Below are 14,925 nucleotides of genomic sequence, written 5' to 3'. Positions count from 1 at the left end.
GTGGGCGCACGACGCTGTGCTGCGCGGGCACTCTACCCGACCGCGATGAACTAATCGCTCGCGTCCGCGCCAGCGACCGACCTACGCTGGGAGCCGTCCTACCCCCTCCCGCAGGCAGGTCCACTTGAAGCTCTGAGGTCGCCGCCCCATCCCGCCACCTCGTACGGAGCTCGCCATGCCTGCACCCACCCCTGTCATCAGCGCGTCCGGCCTCGGTTTCACCTGGCCCGACGGCACCCCCGTCCTCGACGGCCTCGACCTGCTCGTCGGCCCGGGCCGGTCCGGCCTGGTCGGCCTCAACGGCGCCGGCAAGTCGACGCTGCTGCGCGTCGTCGCCGGCGACCTGCGGCCCACCGCCGGGCACGTCCAGGTCTCCGGCGAGGTCGGCTACCTCCCCCAGGACCTCACCCTCGACGTGCACCAGCCCGTCGAGGACTTCCTCGGCATCGGCCCCGTCCGCCGCGCGATCCGCGCGGTCGAGGACGGCGCGGTCGACGAGGCGCTCTTCGACACCATCGGCGACGACTGGGACGTCGAGGACCGTGCCGTCGCCGAGCTCGGACGGCTCGGCCTGCCCACCGACGTCCTCGACCGCCGCCTCGGGCAGCTCTCCGGCGGCGAGGTCACCCAGCTCGGGCTCGCGCGGCTGCTGCTGCGGCGCCCCGACGTGCTGCTGCTCGACGAGCCCACCAACAACCTCGACGCCCGGGCCCGCGAGCGGCTCTACGACGTGGTCGCGGGCTGGACCCGGTCGCTCCTCGTGGTCAGCCACGACCGGGAGCTGCTCGAGCGGATGGACCGGATCGGCGACCTGCGCGACGGCGGGGTCCGCTGGTACGGCGGCGGCTACTCGGCGTACGCCGCCCAGGTCGCCGCCGAGCAGGAGGCCGCGCGACAGGCGGTGACCAGCGCGCGCTCCGACGTACGCCGGCAGCGCAACGACCGGGTCGAGGCCGAGCGGGTGCTCGCTCAGCGCCGGCGGCAGGGCGCGAAGGCCGCCGAGACGCGGGGGCTGCCGAGGATCGTGATCGGCGCGAAGAAGCGCGCCGCGGAGGAGTCGGCGGCGAAGTACCGCCGGGTGCACGACTCCCGGCTGGCCGTCGCCCGCGAGCGGCTCAGCGAGGCCGAGACCCGGCTGCGCGAGGACCGGGAGATCCGCATCGACCTGCCCGGCACCGAGGTCCCACGCGGCCGGGTGGTGCTCGAGGCCGGCGCCGCGGGCGGCCTCGCGATCAGCGGACCCGACCGGATCGGGCTGGTCGGGCCCAACGGCTCGGGCAAGACCACGCTGCTGCACGCGCTCGTCGACCACGCGCAGGTCCCGGTCGGGCTGCTCCCCCAGCGGCTCGACGTGCTCGACGACGACGCCACCGTCTACGAGAACGTCAGGCGGCGGGCCCCGGGTGCCGACGCCAACGCGGTGCGCGCCCGGCTCGCGCGGTTCCTGTTCCGCGGCTCGGCGGCGGACCGGCGGGCCGGCGACCTGTCCGGCGGCGAGCGGTTCCGCGCGACGCTGGCCACCCTGCTGCTGGCCGACCCGGCCCCACAGCTCCTGCTGCTCGACGAGCCGACCAACAACCTCGACTTCGCGTCGTACGACGCGCTGGTCTCGGCGCTGGCGTCGTACCGCGGCGCGCTCCTCGTGGCCAGCCACGACGGGGGCTTCCTGGAGGACATCGGCGTGGAGCGCGTCCTGGACCTCGCAAACCCCGGTGCGGACGACCAGGGCGACTGAGAGGCTGGCGCTCGTGCACCTCGCGACCGACCGCCTGCTGATCCGCCCCTGGCGCCACGAGGAGGCGCCCCGGCTGCTCGACCTGCTGAGCCGGCTCGAGGTCGTGACGTGGCTCGGCGACGGCGAGCCGGAGCTGATGAGGGACCTCGACGAGGCGCACGAGCGCATCGACAAGTACGTCGAGCGCGACGTGCCGCCGCTCGGCATGTGGGCGGTCGAGCGGGTCGAGGACGGCGTGGTCGTCGGCACCGTGCTGCTGATGACGCTGCCGAACGCCGAGCACGGCGAGGTCGAGATCGGCTGGCACCTGCACCCCGACTCGTGGGGCCGGGGCTACGCGACCGAGGCGGCGCGGGCGGTGCTCGGCCACGCGTTCGCGGCCGGGCTGCCCGAGGTGATCGCGGTCAGCCACACCGACAACGGGGCCTCGCAGGCGGTGATGCGCCGGCTCGGCATGGAGGACCGGGGCATCACCGACAGGTGGTACGAGGAGGAGTCGGCGTTGTTCGTGATGACCGCGGAGCGGTGGGCAGCGCAGTCGTGACCGAGCGGGCACTGAGCTTCGGGGCCGCGGCCGGCGACTACCACCGCTACCGCGCCGGGTACCCCGACGAGCTGGTCGACGTCGTCCTCGGCCACGCCACCGGGCCGGTCCGGCGGGCGGTCGAGGTCGGCGCCGGGACCGGCAAGGCCACCACGCTGTTCGCCCGGCGACGCATCGAGGTCGTGGCCGTCGAGCCGGACGCCGGCATGCGCGCCGTGCTCACCGAGGAGACGCGCGACCTGCCCGTGGAGGTGGTTGCCGGGACGTGGGAGACGGTCGACCTGGCCGGCGTCGCGCCGGTCGACCTGTGCTTCGCGGCGGCGTCCTTCCACTGGACCGACCCGGCGACCCGCTGGCAGCGGGTGGCGGGGTGCTGAGGCCGGGCGGTGTGGCCGCGGTCTTCGGATCGCAGACGGTGCTCGCCGACGCGGACCTGGCCGCCCGGGTCCAGGCGATCGAGGACGAGCTCCTCGGCACGGTCGCGGACCCGCCGCAGCTCTCGACGACGTACACGGAGATCGACGAGGTGCCCGAGCTCACCGAGGTCCGCCACCTGGTGCTCCCCCGGCGTTCGACGCACGGCACCGAGCACTTCGTGCGCCACCTCGCGACCGTGTCGGCCTACCTCGTGCTCGACCCGGCCGTGCGCACCGAGACCCTGCGGCGGGTGCGGGCCGCGCTCCCGCCCTCGGTCGAGCTGGCCCAGGACGTCGGCGTCCACCTGGCCCGCCGGGTCTGAACCTCTCTCAGGCCTCGAACAGCGCCTGACCGACGTACTCGCCCTCTGCGATGCCGGGGGGTACGGCGAACAGCGCCGAGCCGGTGACCTTGAGGTACTCCATCATCGCGTCGGACTTGGCCATCTTGTTCTGGATGGGGATGAAGTGGGTGTCGGGGTCGCGGACGAACGCGATGAAGAACAGGCCCGCGTTCAGCCCGCCCAGGGGGTCGCTGCCGTCGACGAAGTTGTAGCCGCGGCGGAGCATCCGGGCGCCACCGTTGAAGTCGGGGTGGACGACCCGGACGTGGGAGTCGCGCGGGATGACCGGCCCGTCGCTGCCGGGCATGGAGAAGTCCGGCTCGGTGAACTCGTCGCCGCCCGAGAGCGGCGCGCCGCTGCCCTTGGTGCGGCCGACGAAGGCCTCCTGGTCGCCCAGGGGCTGGCGGTCCCAGACCTCGATCGTCATGTTGATCCGCCGGGTCACCAGGTAGGACCCACCGGTGAGCCAGCTGGAGGTGGCGTCGCCGTCGTCGGCACCGACCCAGATGTGGTCGTCGAGGGCCTCGGGCTCCTCGGCCTTGACGTTGGCGGTGCCGTCCTTGAAGCCGAACAGGTTGCGTGGCGTCGACTGCGACGTCGAGGTCGTCGACGTACGTCCGAAGCCGAGCTGGGACCAGCGGACCGCGACCGTGCCGAAGCCGATGCGGGCGAGGTTGCGGATCGCGTGCACGGCGACCTGCGGGTCGTCCGCGCACGCCTGGACGCACAGGTCGCCGTGCGAGCGCTCGGGGTCGAGCAGGTCGCCCGGGAAGTGCGGGAGGGTCCGCAGCGCGTCGGGCTGCCGGCCGGCCAGGCCGAACCGGTCGCGTCCGTCGGCGTCGCGGAACAGCGTCGGCCCGAAGCCGAAGGTGATCGTCAGGCCACTGGCGGGGAGGTCGATCGCCTCGCCGGTGTCGTCGGGGGGCAGCACGCTCGCACCCTCGGTCGGGCCGACCTCGCCGGCGGGGAGGCCGCGGGTCATCCGGTCGGCCGCCTCGGTCCAGGCCTTGAGCAGCGCGATCAGCTGGGCCCGGGAGCCGGTCGTGACGTCGAAGGCCGCGAAGTGCAGCCGGTCCTGGGCGGGGGTGACGATGCCGGCCTGGTGCGGGCCGCGGAACGCGAACGCGTCACGCCCGCGTGCGGGCGGGTCGGCGTCCGCGGCCGTGGCGCGGCCCGCGGCGAACGCACCGGCCGCGAGGCCGGCGGCTGCGACGCCGCCGCCGACCAGTCCGCGGCGCGAGAGGCCGCGCCGCCCGGTCGGCTCGTCCGGGACGGAGTGCTGGGTGGTGGGCTGCTCGGTCAGGACACGACCGCCGCGGTGAGCCGGGACAGGGGCTCGGCGAGCGCGTTGACGGCGTTCGCCAGGGCCTTGATCTCGTTTTGGGCGAGGTCGTCGTAGAACGTGAAGCCGGTGGCGGTCTTCTGCTCGTCGAGGAGCCCCTGCAGGTCGGCGAACCGGGTCTCCAGGGTCTCGGCGAGCTCGGGGTCGTTCTGCGCGACGATCGGCTCGACGCCCTCGAACGCCACCCGGGCGCCGTCGACGTTCGCCTGGAAGTCCCACAGGTCGGTGTGCGACCAGAACTCCTCCTCGCCGGTGACCTTGCCGTTGGCGACCTCCTCGAGCAGGCCGCGCGAGCCGTTGGCGACCTGGTCGATGGTGTAGGTGAGCTTCTGCACCCGGCCGTCGAGGACCTCGGTGTTCTTCAGCAGGTCGTCGGCGTACGTCGCGCGCTGCTTGGCGGTGAGCGGCGTGTAGTCCTCGGCCTCCTCCGGCCAGAGGTCCTTCTCGATGCGGTGCCAGCCGGTCCACTTCTGGCCGGGCTCGAGGTCGGCCTCGCGGGCGTCCATCTTGGGGTCGAGGTCGCCGAACGACTCCGCCACCGTCTCGATCCGCTCCCAGTGGGTGCGGGCCTCGGGGTACATCGCCCGCGCCTCGTCGTCCTTGCCGGCCTGGTAGAGCTCGACGAACTGGCGGGTCTTGTCGAGCAGCTGGTCGGACTGCTCCTGGACGTAGGCGCCGTAGTTGTCCAGCGCGCTCTCGACCAGCTGCTGGTCGTCGGCCGACGTGCTCGGGGCGTCCTTGGACTCGGTGACGGTGAAGTCCGACCGGATGCCGTCGCCCTTCATGCCCGGCTTGCACGCCGCGACGTAGGAGCCGGCCGGGGCGTTGACCACGAGCTGGCGCGAGAGGTCCGGGCCGATGTTCTCGACCTCGCCCACGATCCGCAGCCCGTCCTCGCCGAGGAGGTAGAACTCCGTGATCTGCGAGCCGTCGTTGGTGACCTCGAAGGTGAGGTGGCCGGCCGGCGCCTCGCTGGCGGACAGGTCGCACGCGTCGGCGGTGGAGCTCACCTTGATCGTGCGGGCGTCGCCGGAGTCGCCGGCGGTGTCGCCGTCGGTGTTCTCGGTGCACGCGGCGACGAACGGCGTCGCCAGGAGCAGGGTCACGAGCAAGGGGGTGCGCATCGCTGTCGAGTGATCCTTCGCAGACGGCCTGGGGAGGCTCAGTGGCTGACAGGGGTGGGGGCGGCGGCCCGCGCCGGGGCCACGCTCCGGCGGCGGACGCCGCGGACGAACAGCGTCATCGTGGGGACGACGTACAGCAGCCAGGCGACGGCCTCGAGGACCGTGGTGACCGGCGAGAAGTTGAAGACGCCCTTGAGGAGGGTGGCGTACCAGGTCGACGGGTCGATCACGCCGGACACGTCCCAGGCGATGGTGTGCAGGCCGGGCAGGATGCCGGCCTCCTGCAGGTCGTGGACGCCGTAGGACAGCACGCCGGCGGCGACGACGATCAGGAAGCCTCCGGTCCAGGCGAAGAACTTGCTGAGGTTGATCGTGATCGCGCCCCGGTAGAGCAGGTAGCCGAGAGCCACCGCGGTCGCGATGCCGAGCGCGGCGCCGACCAGCGGCTGCCAGGTCCCGCCGCTGTCGCGGGTGACCGCCTCGGTCGCCGACCACAGGAACAGCGCGGTCTCGAGGCCCTCACGGCCGACCGCGAGGACCGCGACCAGCACCAGCGCGAACCAGCCGCCCTCGGCGGCCTTGTCGATCTGGCCGCGCAGCTCGCCGCTGAGCGTGCGCGCCGCACGCGCCATCCAGAAGATCATCCAGGTGACCAGCGCGACCGCGACGATCGACAGCGTGCCGCCGATCGCCTCCTGGGCCTCGAAGGTCAGCCCGCGGGGGCCGTAGAACAGCGCGAAGCCGAAGGCCAGCGAGACTCCGACGGCGAGCGCGACGCCCGCCCAGATGCGGGGCAGCAGCTCCCGGCGCTGGGACTTGACCAGGTACGCCACGAGGATGCTGACGACGAGCGCCGCCTCGAGGCCCTCACGCAGGCCGATCAGGTAGTTCGCGAACACGCAGCAGATGCTACGCGCACCTACTTAGGTTTGCCTAACCATGCTTGGCGGATTTCACCTGGCGGACCGGGGGCCGGCCGGTCAGATCGCGCAGCCGTCCGGTCCGCACGCCTCGGCGTCGCCGCCCACGGTCTGGAGCACGGGGTGGGACTCGGTCCACGCCTGCTCGAGCACCTGGGAGAACACCGCGGCGGGCTGGGCACCGGAGACGCCGTACAAGCGGTCGACGACGAAGAACGGCACGCCGGTCGCGCCGTAGGCCCGCGCCTGGGCGATGTCGGCCGCCACGTCGGCGGCGTACTCGGTGCCGGCGAGGACCTCGCGCACCCGGGCCTCGTCGAGCCCCGCCGCGGCGGCCACCTCGGTGAGCACGTCGTGGTCGCCGACGTTGCGGGCCTGGAGGAAGTACGCCGCGAGCAGCGCCTCCTTGAGCTCGCGCTGGAGTGCCGGTCCCCCGGTCTCGAGTGCGAGGTGCAGCACGCGGTGGGCGTCGACGGTGTTGGTGTGCACGGTCTCGAAGAGCTTGAAGTCCAGCCCGTCCTGGGCGGCGAGGTCGATCAGCTGCTGCTGCATGTCGCGCATCTCGTCCTCGGTGCGGCCGTACTTGCGCGCGATCACCCCGGTGGAGAGCTCGTGGCCGTGCCTCGGAGCGGTCGGGTCGAGCTCGAAGGAGCGGTAGACGACCTCGACGTCGTCGGCGTGCTCGAAGCCCGCCAGGGCCTTCTCCAGGCGGCGCTTGCCGACGTAGCACCACGGGCAGACGACGTCACTCCAGATCTCGATGCGCATGGTGCTGGAACCAGCCACCAGACTGCCCCATTCCCGAGCCCTGACCGGGCGGCCGGACTCGTCGTCGATGGGTCAGTCGAGGCCCCGCGGTGACCAGACCTCGGCGGCATCCCGATAGGTGCGTCCTTCCTGTCCTGGGCGTCGGCGGTCAAGGGCGGCGAAGCCGGCGAAGCGGACCCTGACGGCCGGCGCCCAGGACGGACAATCCAGCACCGGGAGGCCGCCGCCCCCTTCACGGAGCCTGGAATTGACGTTGACCCGCCCGAAAGTTTCGGGCGGGTCAACGTCATTTGTCGACGTGGAGGTGGATCAGCGGGTGGCGGTGCCCTCGGTGTAGTCCGAGTCGTGCGACTTCACCCAGGCCATGAGCTTGCGCAGCTCGCGGCCGGTCTGCTCGATCGGGTGCTGCTCGCCCTTCTTGCGCAGCTCGTTGAACTCCGGGGAGCCGGCGTCCATGTCGTCGATGAAGCGCTTGGCGAACGAGCCGTTCTTGATGTCGGCGAGGACGGCCTCCATGTTCTTCTTCACCTCGGGGGTGATCACCCGCGGGCCGGAGACGTAGTCGCCGTACTCCGCGGTGTCGGAGACCGACCAGCGCTGCTTGGCGATGCCGCCCTCGTACATGAGGTCGACGATCAGCTTCAGCTCGTGCAGGCACTCGAAGTAGGCGACCTCGGGCTGGTAGCCGGCCTCGGTGAGGACCTCGAAGCCGTACATGACCAGCTGCGAGGCGCCGCCGCACAGCACGGCCTGCTCGCCGAACAGGTCGGTCTCGGTCTCCTCGGTGAACGTGGTCTTGATGCCGCCGGCACGCAGACCGCCGATCGCCTTCGCGTAGGAGAGCGCGAGGCCCCAGGTGTCGCCGGAGGGGTCCTTCTCGACGGCGACGAGGACCGGGACGCCGCGGCCGTCGACGTACTCGCGGCGGACCAGGTGGCCCGGGCCCTTGGGGGCGACCATGAAGACGTTCACGCCCTCGGGCGGGGTGATGTAGCCGAACCGGATGTTGAACCCGTGGCCGAAGACGAGGGTGTCGCCCTCGGTGATGTTCGGCTCGATCTCCTCGGCGTACAGCTTCCGCTGGTGCTGGTCGGGCGCGAGGATCACGATGACGTCGGCCTCCTCGGCCGCCTCCGCGGGGGTGAGGACCCGCAGGCCCTCGGCCTCGGCCTTCGCGCGGCTCTTGGAGTCGGGCTGCAGGCCGACGCGGACGTCGACGCCCGAGTCCCGCAGCGACAGCGCGTGGGCGTGGCCCTGGCTGCCGTAGCCGATGACCGCCACGTTCTTGCCCTGGATCAGGGACAGGTCGGCGTCGTCGTCGTAGAACATCTCAGCCACGGGGGCTTCTCCTTCTGGTTGGTTTCCTAAGTCCTGGTGGTTTCGAGACGGGACTTCGTCCCTCCTCAACCACCGACGGCAGGCGGGGCAGGGATGGTGACCGGGCGCAGGTTGCGCTCGGAGATGGAGCGGGAGCCGCGCCCGATCGCGACCATGCCGGACTGGACGAGCTCGCGGATGCCGAACGGCTCGAGCACCCGCAGCAGGTCGGAGAGCTTGGCGGCGTTGCCGACCGCCTGGATGGTCACCGCGTCGGGTGCGATGTCGACCACCTTGGCACGGAACAGCTGCACGGTGTCGAGCACCTGGCCCCGGGTCTCGACGTCGGCCTTGACCTTGACCAGCAACAGCTCGCGGTTGACCGAGGCGGAGGTGTCGAGCTCGACGATCTTGATCACCTCGACGAGCTTGTTCAGCTGCTTGGTGACCTGCTCGAGCGGGGACTCCTCGACGTTGACGACGATCGTCATCCGCGAGACCTCGGGGTGCTCGGTCGGGCCCACGGCGAGGGAGTCGATGTTGTAGCCGCGGCGGCTGAACAGTCCGGCGATCCGGGCGAGCACGCCGGGCTTGTTCTCGACCAGGACGGACAGCGTGTGCCGGCTGTTGGAGGGCATGCTCATGCTCGGAGGTCCACTTCGGTGTCGTCGTCGAACCGGGGCGCCATGTCCCGGGCGTACTTGATGTCGTCGTTGCTGGTGCCGGCGGCGACCATCGGCCACACCATCGCGTCGCGGTGCACCCGGAAGTCGACGACGACCGGGAGGTCGTTGATCTCCATCGCCTTCTGGATGGTCGCGTCGACCTCCCCGGGGCTGTCGCAGGCCAGGCCGACGCAGCCGTAGGCGTCGGCGAGCTTGACGAAGTCGGGGATGCGCTTGGAGTGCAGGTCGGTGTTGGAGTAGCGCTCGTTGTAGAACAGCGTCTGCCACTGCCGGACCATGCCCAGCGACTCGTTGTTGATGATCGCGACCTTGATCGGGATGTCGTTGATCGCGCAGGTCGCGAGCTCCTGGTTGGTCATCTGGAAGCAGCCGTCGCCGTCGATCGACCACACGGTCGCGTCGGGACGGCCGACCTTGGCGCCCATCGCCGCGGGCACCGAGAAGCCCATCGTGCCGAGGCCGCCGGAGTTGATCCAGGTGTTGGGGTTCTCGTAGCCGACGAAGTGCGCCGCCCACATCTGGTGCTGGCCGACGCCGGCGCAGTAGATGGCCTCGGGGCCGGCGATCGCGCCGAGCCGCTCGAGCACGTACTGCGGGGCCAGTCCGCCGTCGGTGGGGGTGTCGTACCCGAGCGGGTACTTCTTCTTCACCCCGGCGAGGAAGTCGACCCAGCCCTCGTAGTCGCCGGTGTGGCCGGCGTCGGCCTCCGCCTTGAGCGCCACGATCAGGTCGCTGATCACCTCGCGGCAGTCGCCGACGATCGGGACGTCGACGGCGCGGTTCTTGCCGATCTCGGCCGGGTCGATGTCGGCGTGGATGACCCGCGCCCCGGGCGCGAACGAGTCGAGGTTGCCGGTGACCCGGTCGTCGAAGCGAGCGCCGAGGCTGATGATCAGGTCGCTGCGCTGCAGCCCCATGACCGCGGCCACGGTGCCGTGCATGCCGGGCATGCCGAGGTGCTGCGGGTGGCTGTCGGGGAACGCGCCGCGCGCCATCAGCGTGGTGACGACGGGCATGCCGGTCAGCTCGGCCAGCACGCGCAGCTCACGGGAGGCGCGGGCGCGGATCGTGCCGCCGCCGACGTACAGCACCGGGCGGCGCGACTCGAGGATGAGCCTGGCGGCCTCGCGGATCTGCTTCGAGTGCGGCCGGGTCACCGGCCGGTAGCCGGGCAGGTTGAGCTCGGTCGGCCAGGCGTAGGTCGTCATCGCCTGGAGCGCGGACTTCGCGACGTCGACCAGCACCGGGCCGGGGCGGCCGGTGGAGGCGATGTGGAACGCCTCGGCCACCGTGCGCGGGATGTCTGCGGGGTCGGTGACCAGGAAGTTGTGCTTGGTGATCGGCATCGTGATGCCGCGGATGTCGGCCTCCTGGAACGCGTCGGTGCCGATCTGTGCGGCCCCGACCTGCCCGGTGATCGCGACGATCGGCACGGAGTCCATGTGCGCGTCGGCCAGCGGCGTGACCAGGTTGGTCGCGCCAGGGCCGGACGTGGCCATGCAGACCCCCACCCGGCCGGTGGCGGCGGCGTACCCCTGGGCGGCGTGGCCGGCGCCCTGCTCGTGGCGCACGAGGATGTGCCGGATCGAGGAGTCCATCAGGGGGTCGTACGCCGGGAGGATCGCGCCGCCCGGGATCCCGAAGATGTGCTCGGTGCCCGCGGCCTCCAGCGACCTGACCAGGCTCTGGGCGCCTGTCATCTGCTCGCTCATCGATGTCTGTCCTGTCTCGCTACCTGGTGCCGTGCCCTGCCCAACAAAAAACCCCTCGGCCCGGGTGGGCGGCGAGGGGTGACGTGCGCGCTGTGGTCGGTGTCGACTCAGCTCACACGTCGCGTGCGTACAAGGATGTCCATGCGCATGGGCCAACCGTAGCCGCAGGGCCTGCCGCCCGCATCCGAGTGTGACAGGCGTCCCAGCATCCGGGACAGTGGTCCCGGCATCCGGTCAGCTGCCCTGCTTCGAGCGCGCCTCCGGCGTGCAGACGCAGGCGTGGTTGCCGTCGGCGTCGGCCAGCACCCAGAACGCGGGCGCGTGCTCGTCGGTCACCAGCGTGCCCCCCGCCTCGAGGGCCGCGTCGATGCGGGCGCGGGCCTGCTCGATCGGGACGACGACGTCGACGTGGAAGCGCTGGCGCGGGGTCTCGTGCGGCTGGGTCTCCTGGAACCACAGGGTGATCTGTCGACCCCCGGCGTCGACGACCTCCTTGTCGCCGTGGACCGGGCTGTCGTCGTAGCCGAGGAGCGCGCGCCAGAACGGCACGATCCGGGTGTGGTCGGCGGTGTCGAGCCCGAGCTCGAGCACCTGGAGGTCCTCGGGTGCCGCGCGGACGCCGGCCCGGGCGGCCAGCTCGCTGATGCGCGCGGCCAGCCGCAGGTCGCGCCCGGTGACGCCACCGGCGTCGTGGCTGACCAGCCTGACCGCGAGGAAGGAGTAGCGCAGGTCGAGGTCGGGGTGGTGGCCCGCCGCCTCGGCCGCGGCGCCGATCTCGTCGACGAGGGCGAGCCCGGTCTTGAAGTCGCCGGTGGCGAACCGCGCGTGCAGGCCCCCGACCAGCCAGCGCCAGTGCCCGAGCTTCTCCTCCTTGACCCGCTCGTAGCTCAGCACGGTCTGGTCGTTCTGCTCGCTGTTGCCGAGGTCGCTCATGGCAGCACCACCTGTCCGATCGGTCCGGAATTGAAGGCGACCTCCCAGCGGTAGCCGTCGGGGTCGCCGAAGTAACCGGTGTAGCCGCCCCAATCGCGCTCGACCGCCTCGTGCACCGGGTCGGCGCCCGCGGCCCGCGCGGTGGCGAGCACGGCGTCGACCTCCTCGCGGGTGGGGACGTTGTGCGCGAGCGTGATCGGGGCGACGCCGGGACCCCGCACGATCGGGCCGACCTCGGCCTCGAACGCGGAGTCGACCCAGAGCGACAGCACGACGTGCTCACCCACCTGGAGCATCAGCACCTCGCCGGGCACGTCCAGGGCGGCGGTCCAGCCGAGACCGTCGAGGTAGAAGCGCCGGCAGGCGTCCAGGTCGCGCACCGCCAGGGTGACGAAGCTGATCCGCTGGTCCATCCCGCAACCTTGGCACAGGCCACCGACACCGTTCCACCACGCGGGGACGAGGCCCTGCGGAAGGTTCCCGGGATGTCGGGACGCGCCGCCCTGACGGCCGGGACGCCGGGCGTCCGAGCCTGGTGCCGTCATCGAACGCATCCCGAGGAGATCCACCGCGAGCACCACCAGCATTCCCGGCCGCTCCCCCGCCCGCGACGAGGTCGAGGCCCGTCCGTGGCGCATCCCTCCCGCCGTCAGCCGGACCTTGGGCACTCGTCGGCGCGGCGGCCGGCCTGGCCGGCGTCGTCGGGATCCAGGCATCGAGCCAGATCGACTGGGGGTGTGAGGACTGTGGGGTACTCCCTGACGATCGGGCCCCGAATCCGGCGGGCGAGGGGCCCGATCGTCAGGGAGTACCGCTCCGGATGAGCTCGGAGAGGGCCGTGAGCTGGTGCCCGTCGGGGGCGAAGTTGGCGGGGTCGAGCCAGCGTTCGTGGGCGGCCTTGACCTGTGGCCACTCGGCGTCGGTGACCGAGAACCAGTCGGTGTCGCGGTTGAACCCCTTGGTGATCATGTGGTGGCGGAACCGGCCCTCGTAGGTGAAGCCCAGCCGGATGGCGGCCCGCCGGGACGGCTCGTTCAGGCTGTCGCACTTCCACTCGAACCGGCGGTAGCCGAGGTCGTCGAACGCGTGGCGCATCGCGAGGTGGATCGCCTCGGTCGCCGCCCGGGTGCGCTGGAGCGCGCGGGAGTAGAGCACCCCGGCGATCTCGACCTGCCCGGTGGCCGGGTCGATGCGCAGGTACGACGCGATGCCCTGCGCCGTACCTCCCTTCGGCACCAGCGCGAACGTCACCAGGGTGGGCGACTCGAGGTGGGCGCGGACGAGCTCCTTCATGGCCGGTACGTCGGCGGGCGGGTCGGTCGGCCGATAGGTCCACAGCGGCTCGTCACCCGGGTTGCACAGCGCTGCGTGGAGGTCGGCGGCGTGGTCGACGGCGAGCGGCTCGAGGCGCACGTAGCGCCCCTCGAGGAGCACCGGCTGCGGGGCCGGCCGGGTCGTCCACGCCGGCACCGGGTCGCCCACCTGCTGGCCGTAGTCGTTGGTCCAGGGCACGCCGCGACCCTAGTCTCGGAGGATGACCGAGCGCGCGGGGATCGATCCGACGGTGCCACCCAGTGGGACCGGGTGCGTGGAGTGCGACGCCGCGGGCGGCTGGTGGGTGCACCTCCGCCGCTGTGCCCAGTGCGGGCACATCGGGTGTTGCGACACCTCGCCGGCCCAGCACGCGACCGCGCACTTCCGCGAGACCGGCCACCCGGTGATCCAGAGCTTCGAGCCGGGCGAGGAGTGGTTCTGGGACTACACGACGGCGGAGGGCTTCGAGGGCCTCGCCCTCGCCGCGCCCGGCTCCCACCCCGAGGACCAGCCGGCGCCAGGCCCCGCCGGCCGCGTCCCCGCCGACTGGCGGGCGCACCTCCACACGTAGCGCCTCCCACCTGGGGCGGCACCCTGGCCATCATCGCGCTCGTGCTGTTCATCCTCGGCCGCGTCCGCGGAGGCCGCGGCGTCTGAGCCACAGCCGATGTCTCCAGAGGCACCGTCCCCCTTCCCGGGGCGGTGCCTCGCGTTTGTCACGGCTGGTGAGCGTCGGCACTGGGCGCGACCGGCCTACGCCAGCGTCTGCGTGATCTGCCGAGTGTCGTCGTCGGCCACGACCCGCGCGAGCGCGCCGTTGACCAGCGGCAGGTACGGCGCGACGTGCCCGCACTCGACGTCGAGGACGATCGGGATGCCAAGGTCGCCGAGTGCGTCGGCAACCGCGCCGGTCTGGGTCAGGTCGGGCATGTCGGGCGCGTGCGTCCGCCCGATCAGCACGGCGTTCGCGTGCTCGAACCAGCCGGCGTGCCGCAGCGCGTGCAAGGTGCGCGCGATCGTGTAGGCGTTGTCCTCGCAGGCCTCGAGATAGACGACCAGTCCCTCGGCCGCATGCTCCCGGCCGAACGCCCGCACGTCACCCCAGGGCGTGGCCGCGACCGGACCCACGGTCTCGATGCAGCCGCCGATCAGCCGACCCGTCACGTCCACCGCCGACCCGTCCAGCACCCGCCACGTGCCGGCGCTCTCCAACGTCCAGCGGCAGACGCCAGGCTCGGCCTCGTAGTCGTCCCAGCCACTCGCGCGGTAGCGCCCCGGGCTGGTCTGCGTGAATGGCGCCGTGGCGGACGCGACGTCGGTCCAGTGCAGGAGGCCCTCGGGCGGGGCGTAGGGGGTGTCCATCAGGTTGCTGCCGTGCAGGGTCGCCCAGCCGAGCTCGAGCGTCACCGGCACCATCAGTGTGGTCAGGTCGCTGAAGCCCACCAACCAGGTGGGCTCGGCGTCGGAGAGCTCGGACCAGCCGATCCGGTCGAGCAGGTCGATCGCGAGCTCCCCGCCCCAGGGCGGCACGACCGCCCGGATCGCGGGGTCGGCGAGCATCGCGGTCAGCTCGGCGGCGCGCTGCCCCTTCGGCGCCGACACGACGCCGTCGGTGCCGAGGCACTCGCCGAGCACCACCGAGTACCCGCGCTCCTCCAGCGCGCGCACGGCGGCGCCGAGCCGCGGACGGTAGGACGGCCGGATCCCGCTCGAGGGCGCCGTGACGCCGATGGTGTCGCCGGGACGGAGGGGCCGAGGGAAGCGCATGCC

At 72.2% G+C, this 14,925-nt stretch carries 16 protein-coding genes; 5 read left to right on the top strand and 11 right to left on the bottom strand.

Annotation, left to right across the window (positions count from 1 at the left end; all coding sequences use genetic code 11):
- The first annotated feature begins 175 nt into the window (after positions 1-175).
- Genes QQZ14_RS22490 through QQZ14_RS22475 form a run of 4 tightly spaced genes read left to right on the top strand, consistent with a single transcriptional unit; the run spans position 176 to position 3,018 of the window.
- On the top strand, positions 176-1,735 hold the full coding sequence (locus tag QQZ14_RS22490) for an ABC-F family ATP-binding cassette domain-containing protein (RefSeq protein WP_284536660.1): 1,560 nt from the start codon (positions 176-178) through the stop codon (positions 1,733-1,735).
- Positions 1,736-1,748: 13 nt separating this feature from the next.
- Positions 1,749-2,279: a GNAT family N-acetyltransferase gene (locus tag QQZ14_RS22485; RefSeq protein WP_284536659.1), complete on the top strand. Its 531-nt coding sequence runs from the start codon at positions 1,749-1,751 to the stop codon at positions 2,277-2,279.
- Complete coding sequence (locus tag QQZ14_RS22480) at positions 2,276-2,656, top strand: class I SAM-dependent methyltransferase (RefSeq protein ID WP_284536658.1); 381 nt, start codon at positions 2,276-2,278, stop codon at positions 2,654-2,656. Before QQZ14_RS22485 ends, QQZ14_RS22480 begins: the two co-directional genes overlap by 4 nt.
- An 11-nt stretch (positions 2,657-2,667) precedes the next feature.
- Positions 2,668-3,018 carry a hypothetical protein gene (locus QQZ14_RS22475; RefSeq protein ID WP_284536657.1) on the top strand — a complete coding sequence of 117 codons (351 nt, stop codon included), beginning with the start codon at positions 2,668-2,670 and terminating at the stop codon, positions 3,016-3,018.
- Between the two features lie 7 nt (positions 3,019-3,025).
- On the opposite strand, the gene efeB is transcribed toward QQZ14_RS22475, so the two are convergent.
- The 10 genes from efeB to QQZ14_RS22425 form a co-directional block, all read right to left on the bottom strand.
- Positions 3,026-4,342 carry an iron uptake transporter deferrochelatase/peroxidase subunit gene (gene efeB / locus QQZ14_RS22470; protein ID WP_284536806.1) on the bottom strand — a complete coding sequence of 439 codons (1,317 nt, stop codon included), beginning with the start codon at positions 4,340-4,342 and terminating at the stop codon, positions 3,026-3,028.
- Entirely contained in the window at positions 4,339-5,505 is a 1,167-nt protein-coding gene (gene efeO / locus QQZ14_RS22465) for an iron uptake system protein EfeO (protein WP_284536656.1), read from the bottom strand. Before efeO ends, efeB begins: the two co-directional genes overlap by 4 nt.
- A gap of 38 nt (positions 5,506-5,543) precedes the next feature.
- Positions 5,544-6,404 carry an iron uptake transporter permease EfeU gene (gene efeU, locus QQZ14_RS22460; protein ID WP_284536655.1) on the bottom strand — a complete coding sequence of 287 codons (861 nt, stop codon included), beginning with the start codon at positions 6,402-6,404 and terminating at the stop codon, positions 5,544-5,546.
- An 81-nt stretch (positions 6,405-6,485) separates the two neighbouring features.
- Positions 6,486-7,193 carry a DsbA family oxidoreductase gene (locus tag QQZ14_RS22455; protein WP_284536654.1) on the bottom strand — a complete coding sequence of 236 codons (708 nt, stop codon included), beginning with the start codon at positions 7,191-7,193 and terminating at the stop codon, positions 6,486-6,488.
- 309 nt (positions 7,194-7,502) lie between these two features.
- Positions 7,503-8,531, bottom strand: coding sequence for a ketol-acid reductoisomerase (gene ilvC / locus QQZ14_RS22450; protein ID WP_284536653.1), 1,029 nt, complete (start codon positions 8,529-8,531; stop codon positions 7,503-7,505).
- Between the two features lie 65 nt (positions 8,532-8,596).
- Positions 8,597-9,154 (bottom strand): acetolactate synthase small subunit, encoded by a 558-nt coding sequence (ilvN, locus tag QQZ14_RS22445; RefSeq protein ID WP_284536652.1) that lies wholly within the window; start codon positions 9,152-9,154, stop codon positions 8,597-8,599.
- Positions 9,151-10,908, bottom strand: coding sequence for an acetolactate synthase large subunit (locus tag QQZ14_RS22440; RefSeq protein WP_446740516.1), 1,758 nt, complete (start codon positions 10,906-10,908; stop codon positions 9,151-9,153). The genes ilvN and QQZ14_RS22440 overlap by 4 nt, the downstream gene beginning before the upstream one ends.
- A 234-nt stretch (positions 10,909-11,142) precedes the next feature.
- Positions 11,143-11,841 carry a VOC family protein gene (locus QQZ14_RS22435; protein WP_284536650.1) on the bottom strand — a complete coding sequence of 233 codons (699 nt, stop codon included), beginning with the start codon at positions 11,839-11,841 and terminating at the stop codon, positions 11,143-11,145.
- Positions 11,838-12,254 (bottom strand): VOC family protein, encoded by a 417-nt coding sequence (locus QQZ14_RS22430; protein WP_284536649.1) that lies wholly within the window; start codon positions 12,252-12,254, stop codon positions 11,838-11,840. Before QQZ14_RS22430 ends, QQZ14_RS22435 begins: the two co-directional genes overlap by 4 nt.
- A gap of 388 nt (positions 12,255-12,642) precedes the next feature.
- On the bottom strand, positions 12,643-13,353 hold the full coding sequence (locus QQZ14_RS22425; RefSeq protein ID WP_284536648.1) for a GNAT family N-acetyltransferase: 711 nt from the start codon (positions 13,351-13,353) through the stop codon (positions 12,643-12,645).
- Between the two features lie 22 nt (positions 13,354-13,375).
- On the opposite strand from QQZ14_RS22425, the gene QQZ14_RS22420 reads away from it, so the two are divergent.
- Positions 13,376-13,726 carry a UBP-type zinc finger domain-containing protein gene (locus QQZ14_RS22420; protein ID WP_284536647.1) on the top strand — a complete coding sequence of 117 codons (351 nt, stop codon included), beginning with the start codon at positions 13,376-13,378 and terminating at the stop codon, positions 13,724-13,726.
- Between the two features lie 182 nt (positions 13,727-13,908).
- Here the strand turns inward: QQZ14_RS22420 and QQZ14_RS22415 are convergent, their stop codons facing one another.
- Positions 13,909-14,922, bottom strand: a complete 1,014-nt coding sequence (locus QQZ14_RS22415) for a S66 family peptidase (RefSeq protein WP_284536646.1) — start codon at positions 14,920-14,922, stop codon at positions 13,909-13,911.
- Positions 14,923-14,925 lie beyond the last annotated feature (3 nt).

It is taken from the genome of Nocardioides sp. T2.26MG-1, from assembly GCF_950101795.1.
Classification (GTDB): domain Bacteria; phylum Actinomycetota; class Actinomycetes; order Propionibacteriales; family Nocardioidaceae; genus Nocardioides.
Note: the sequence above shows the minus strand (reverse complement) of the source record. Positions and strands in the feature narration are given on the sequence as shown.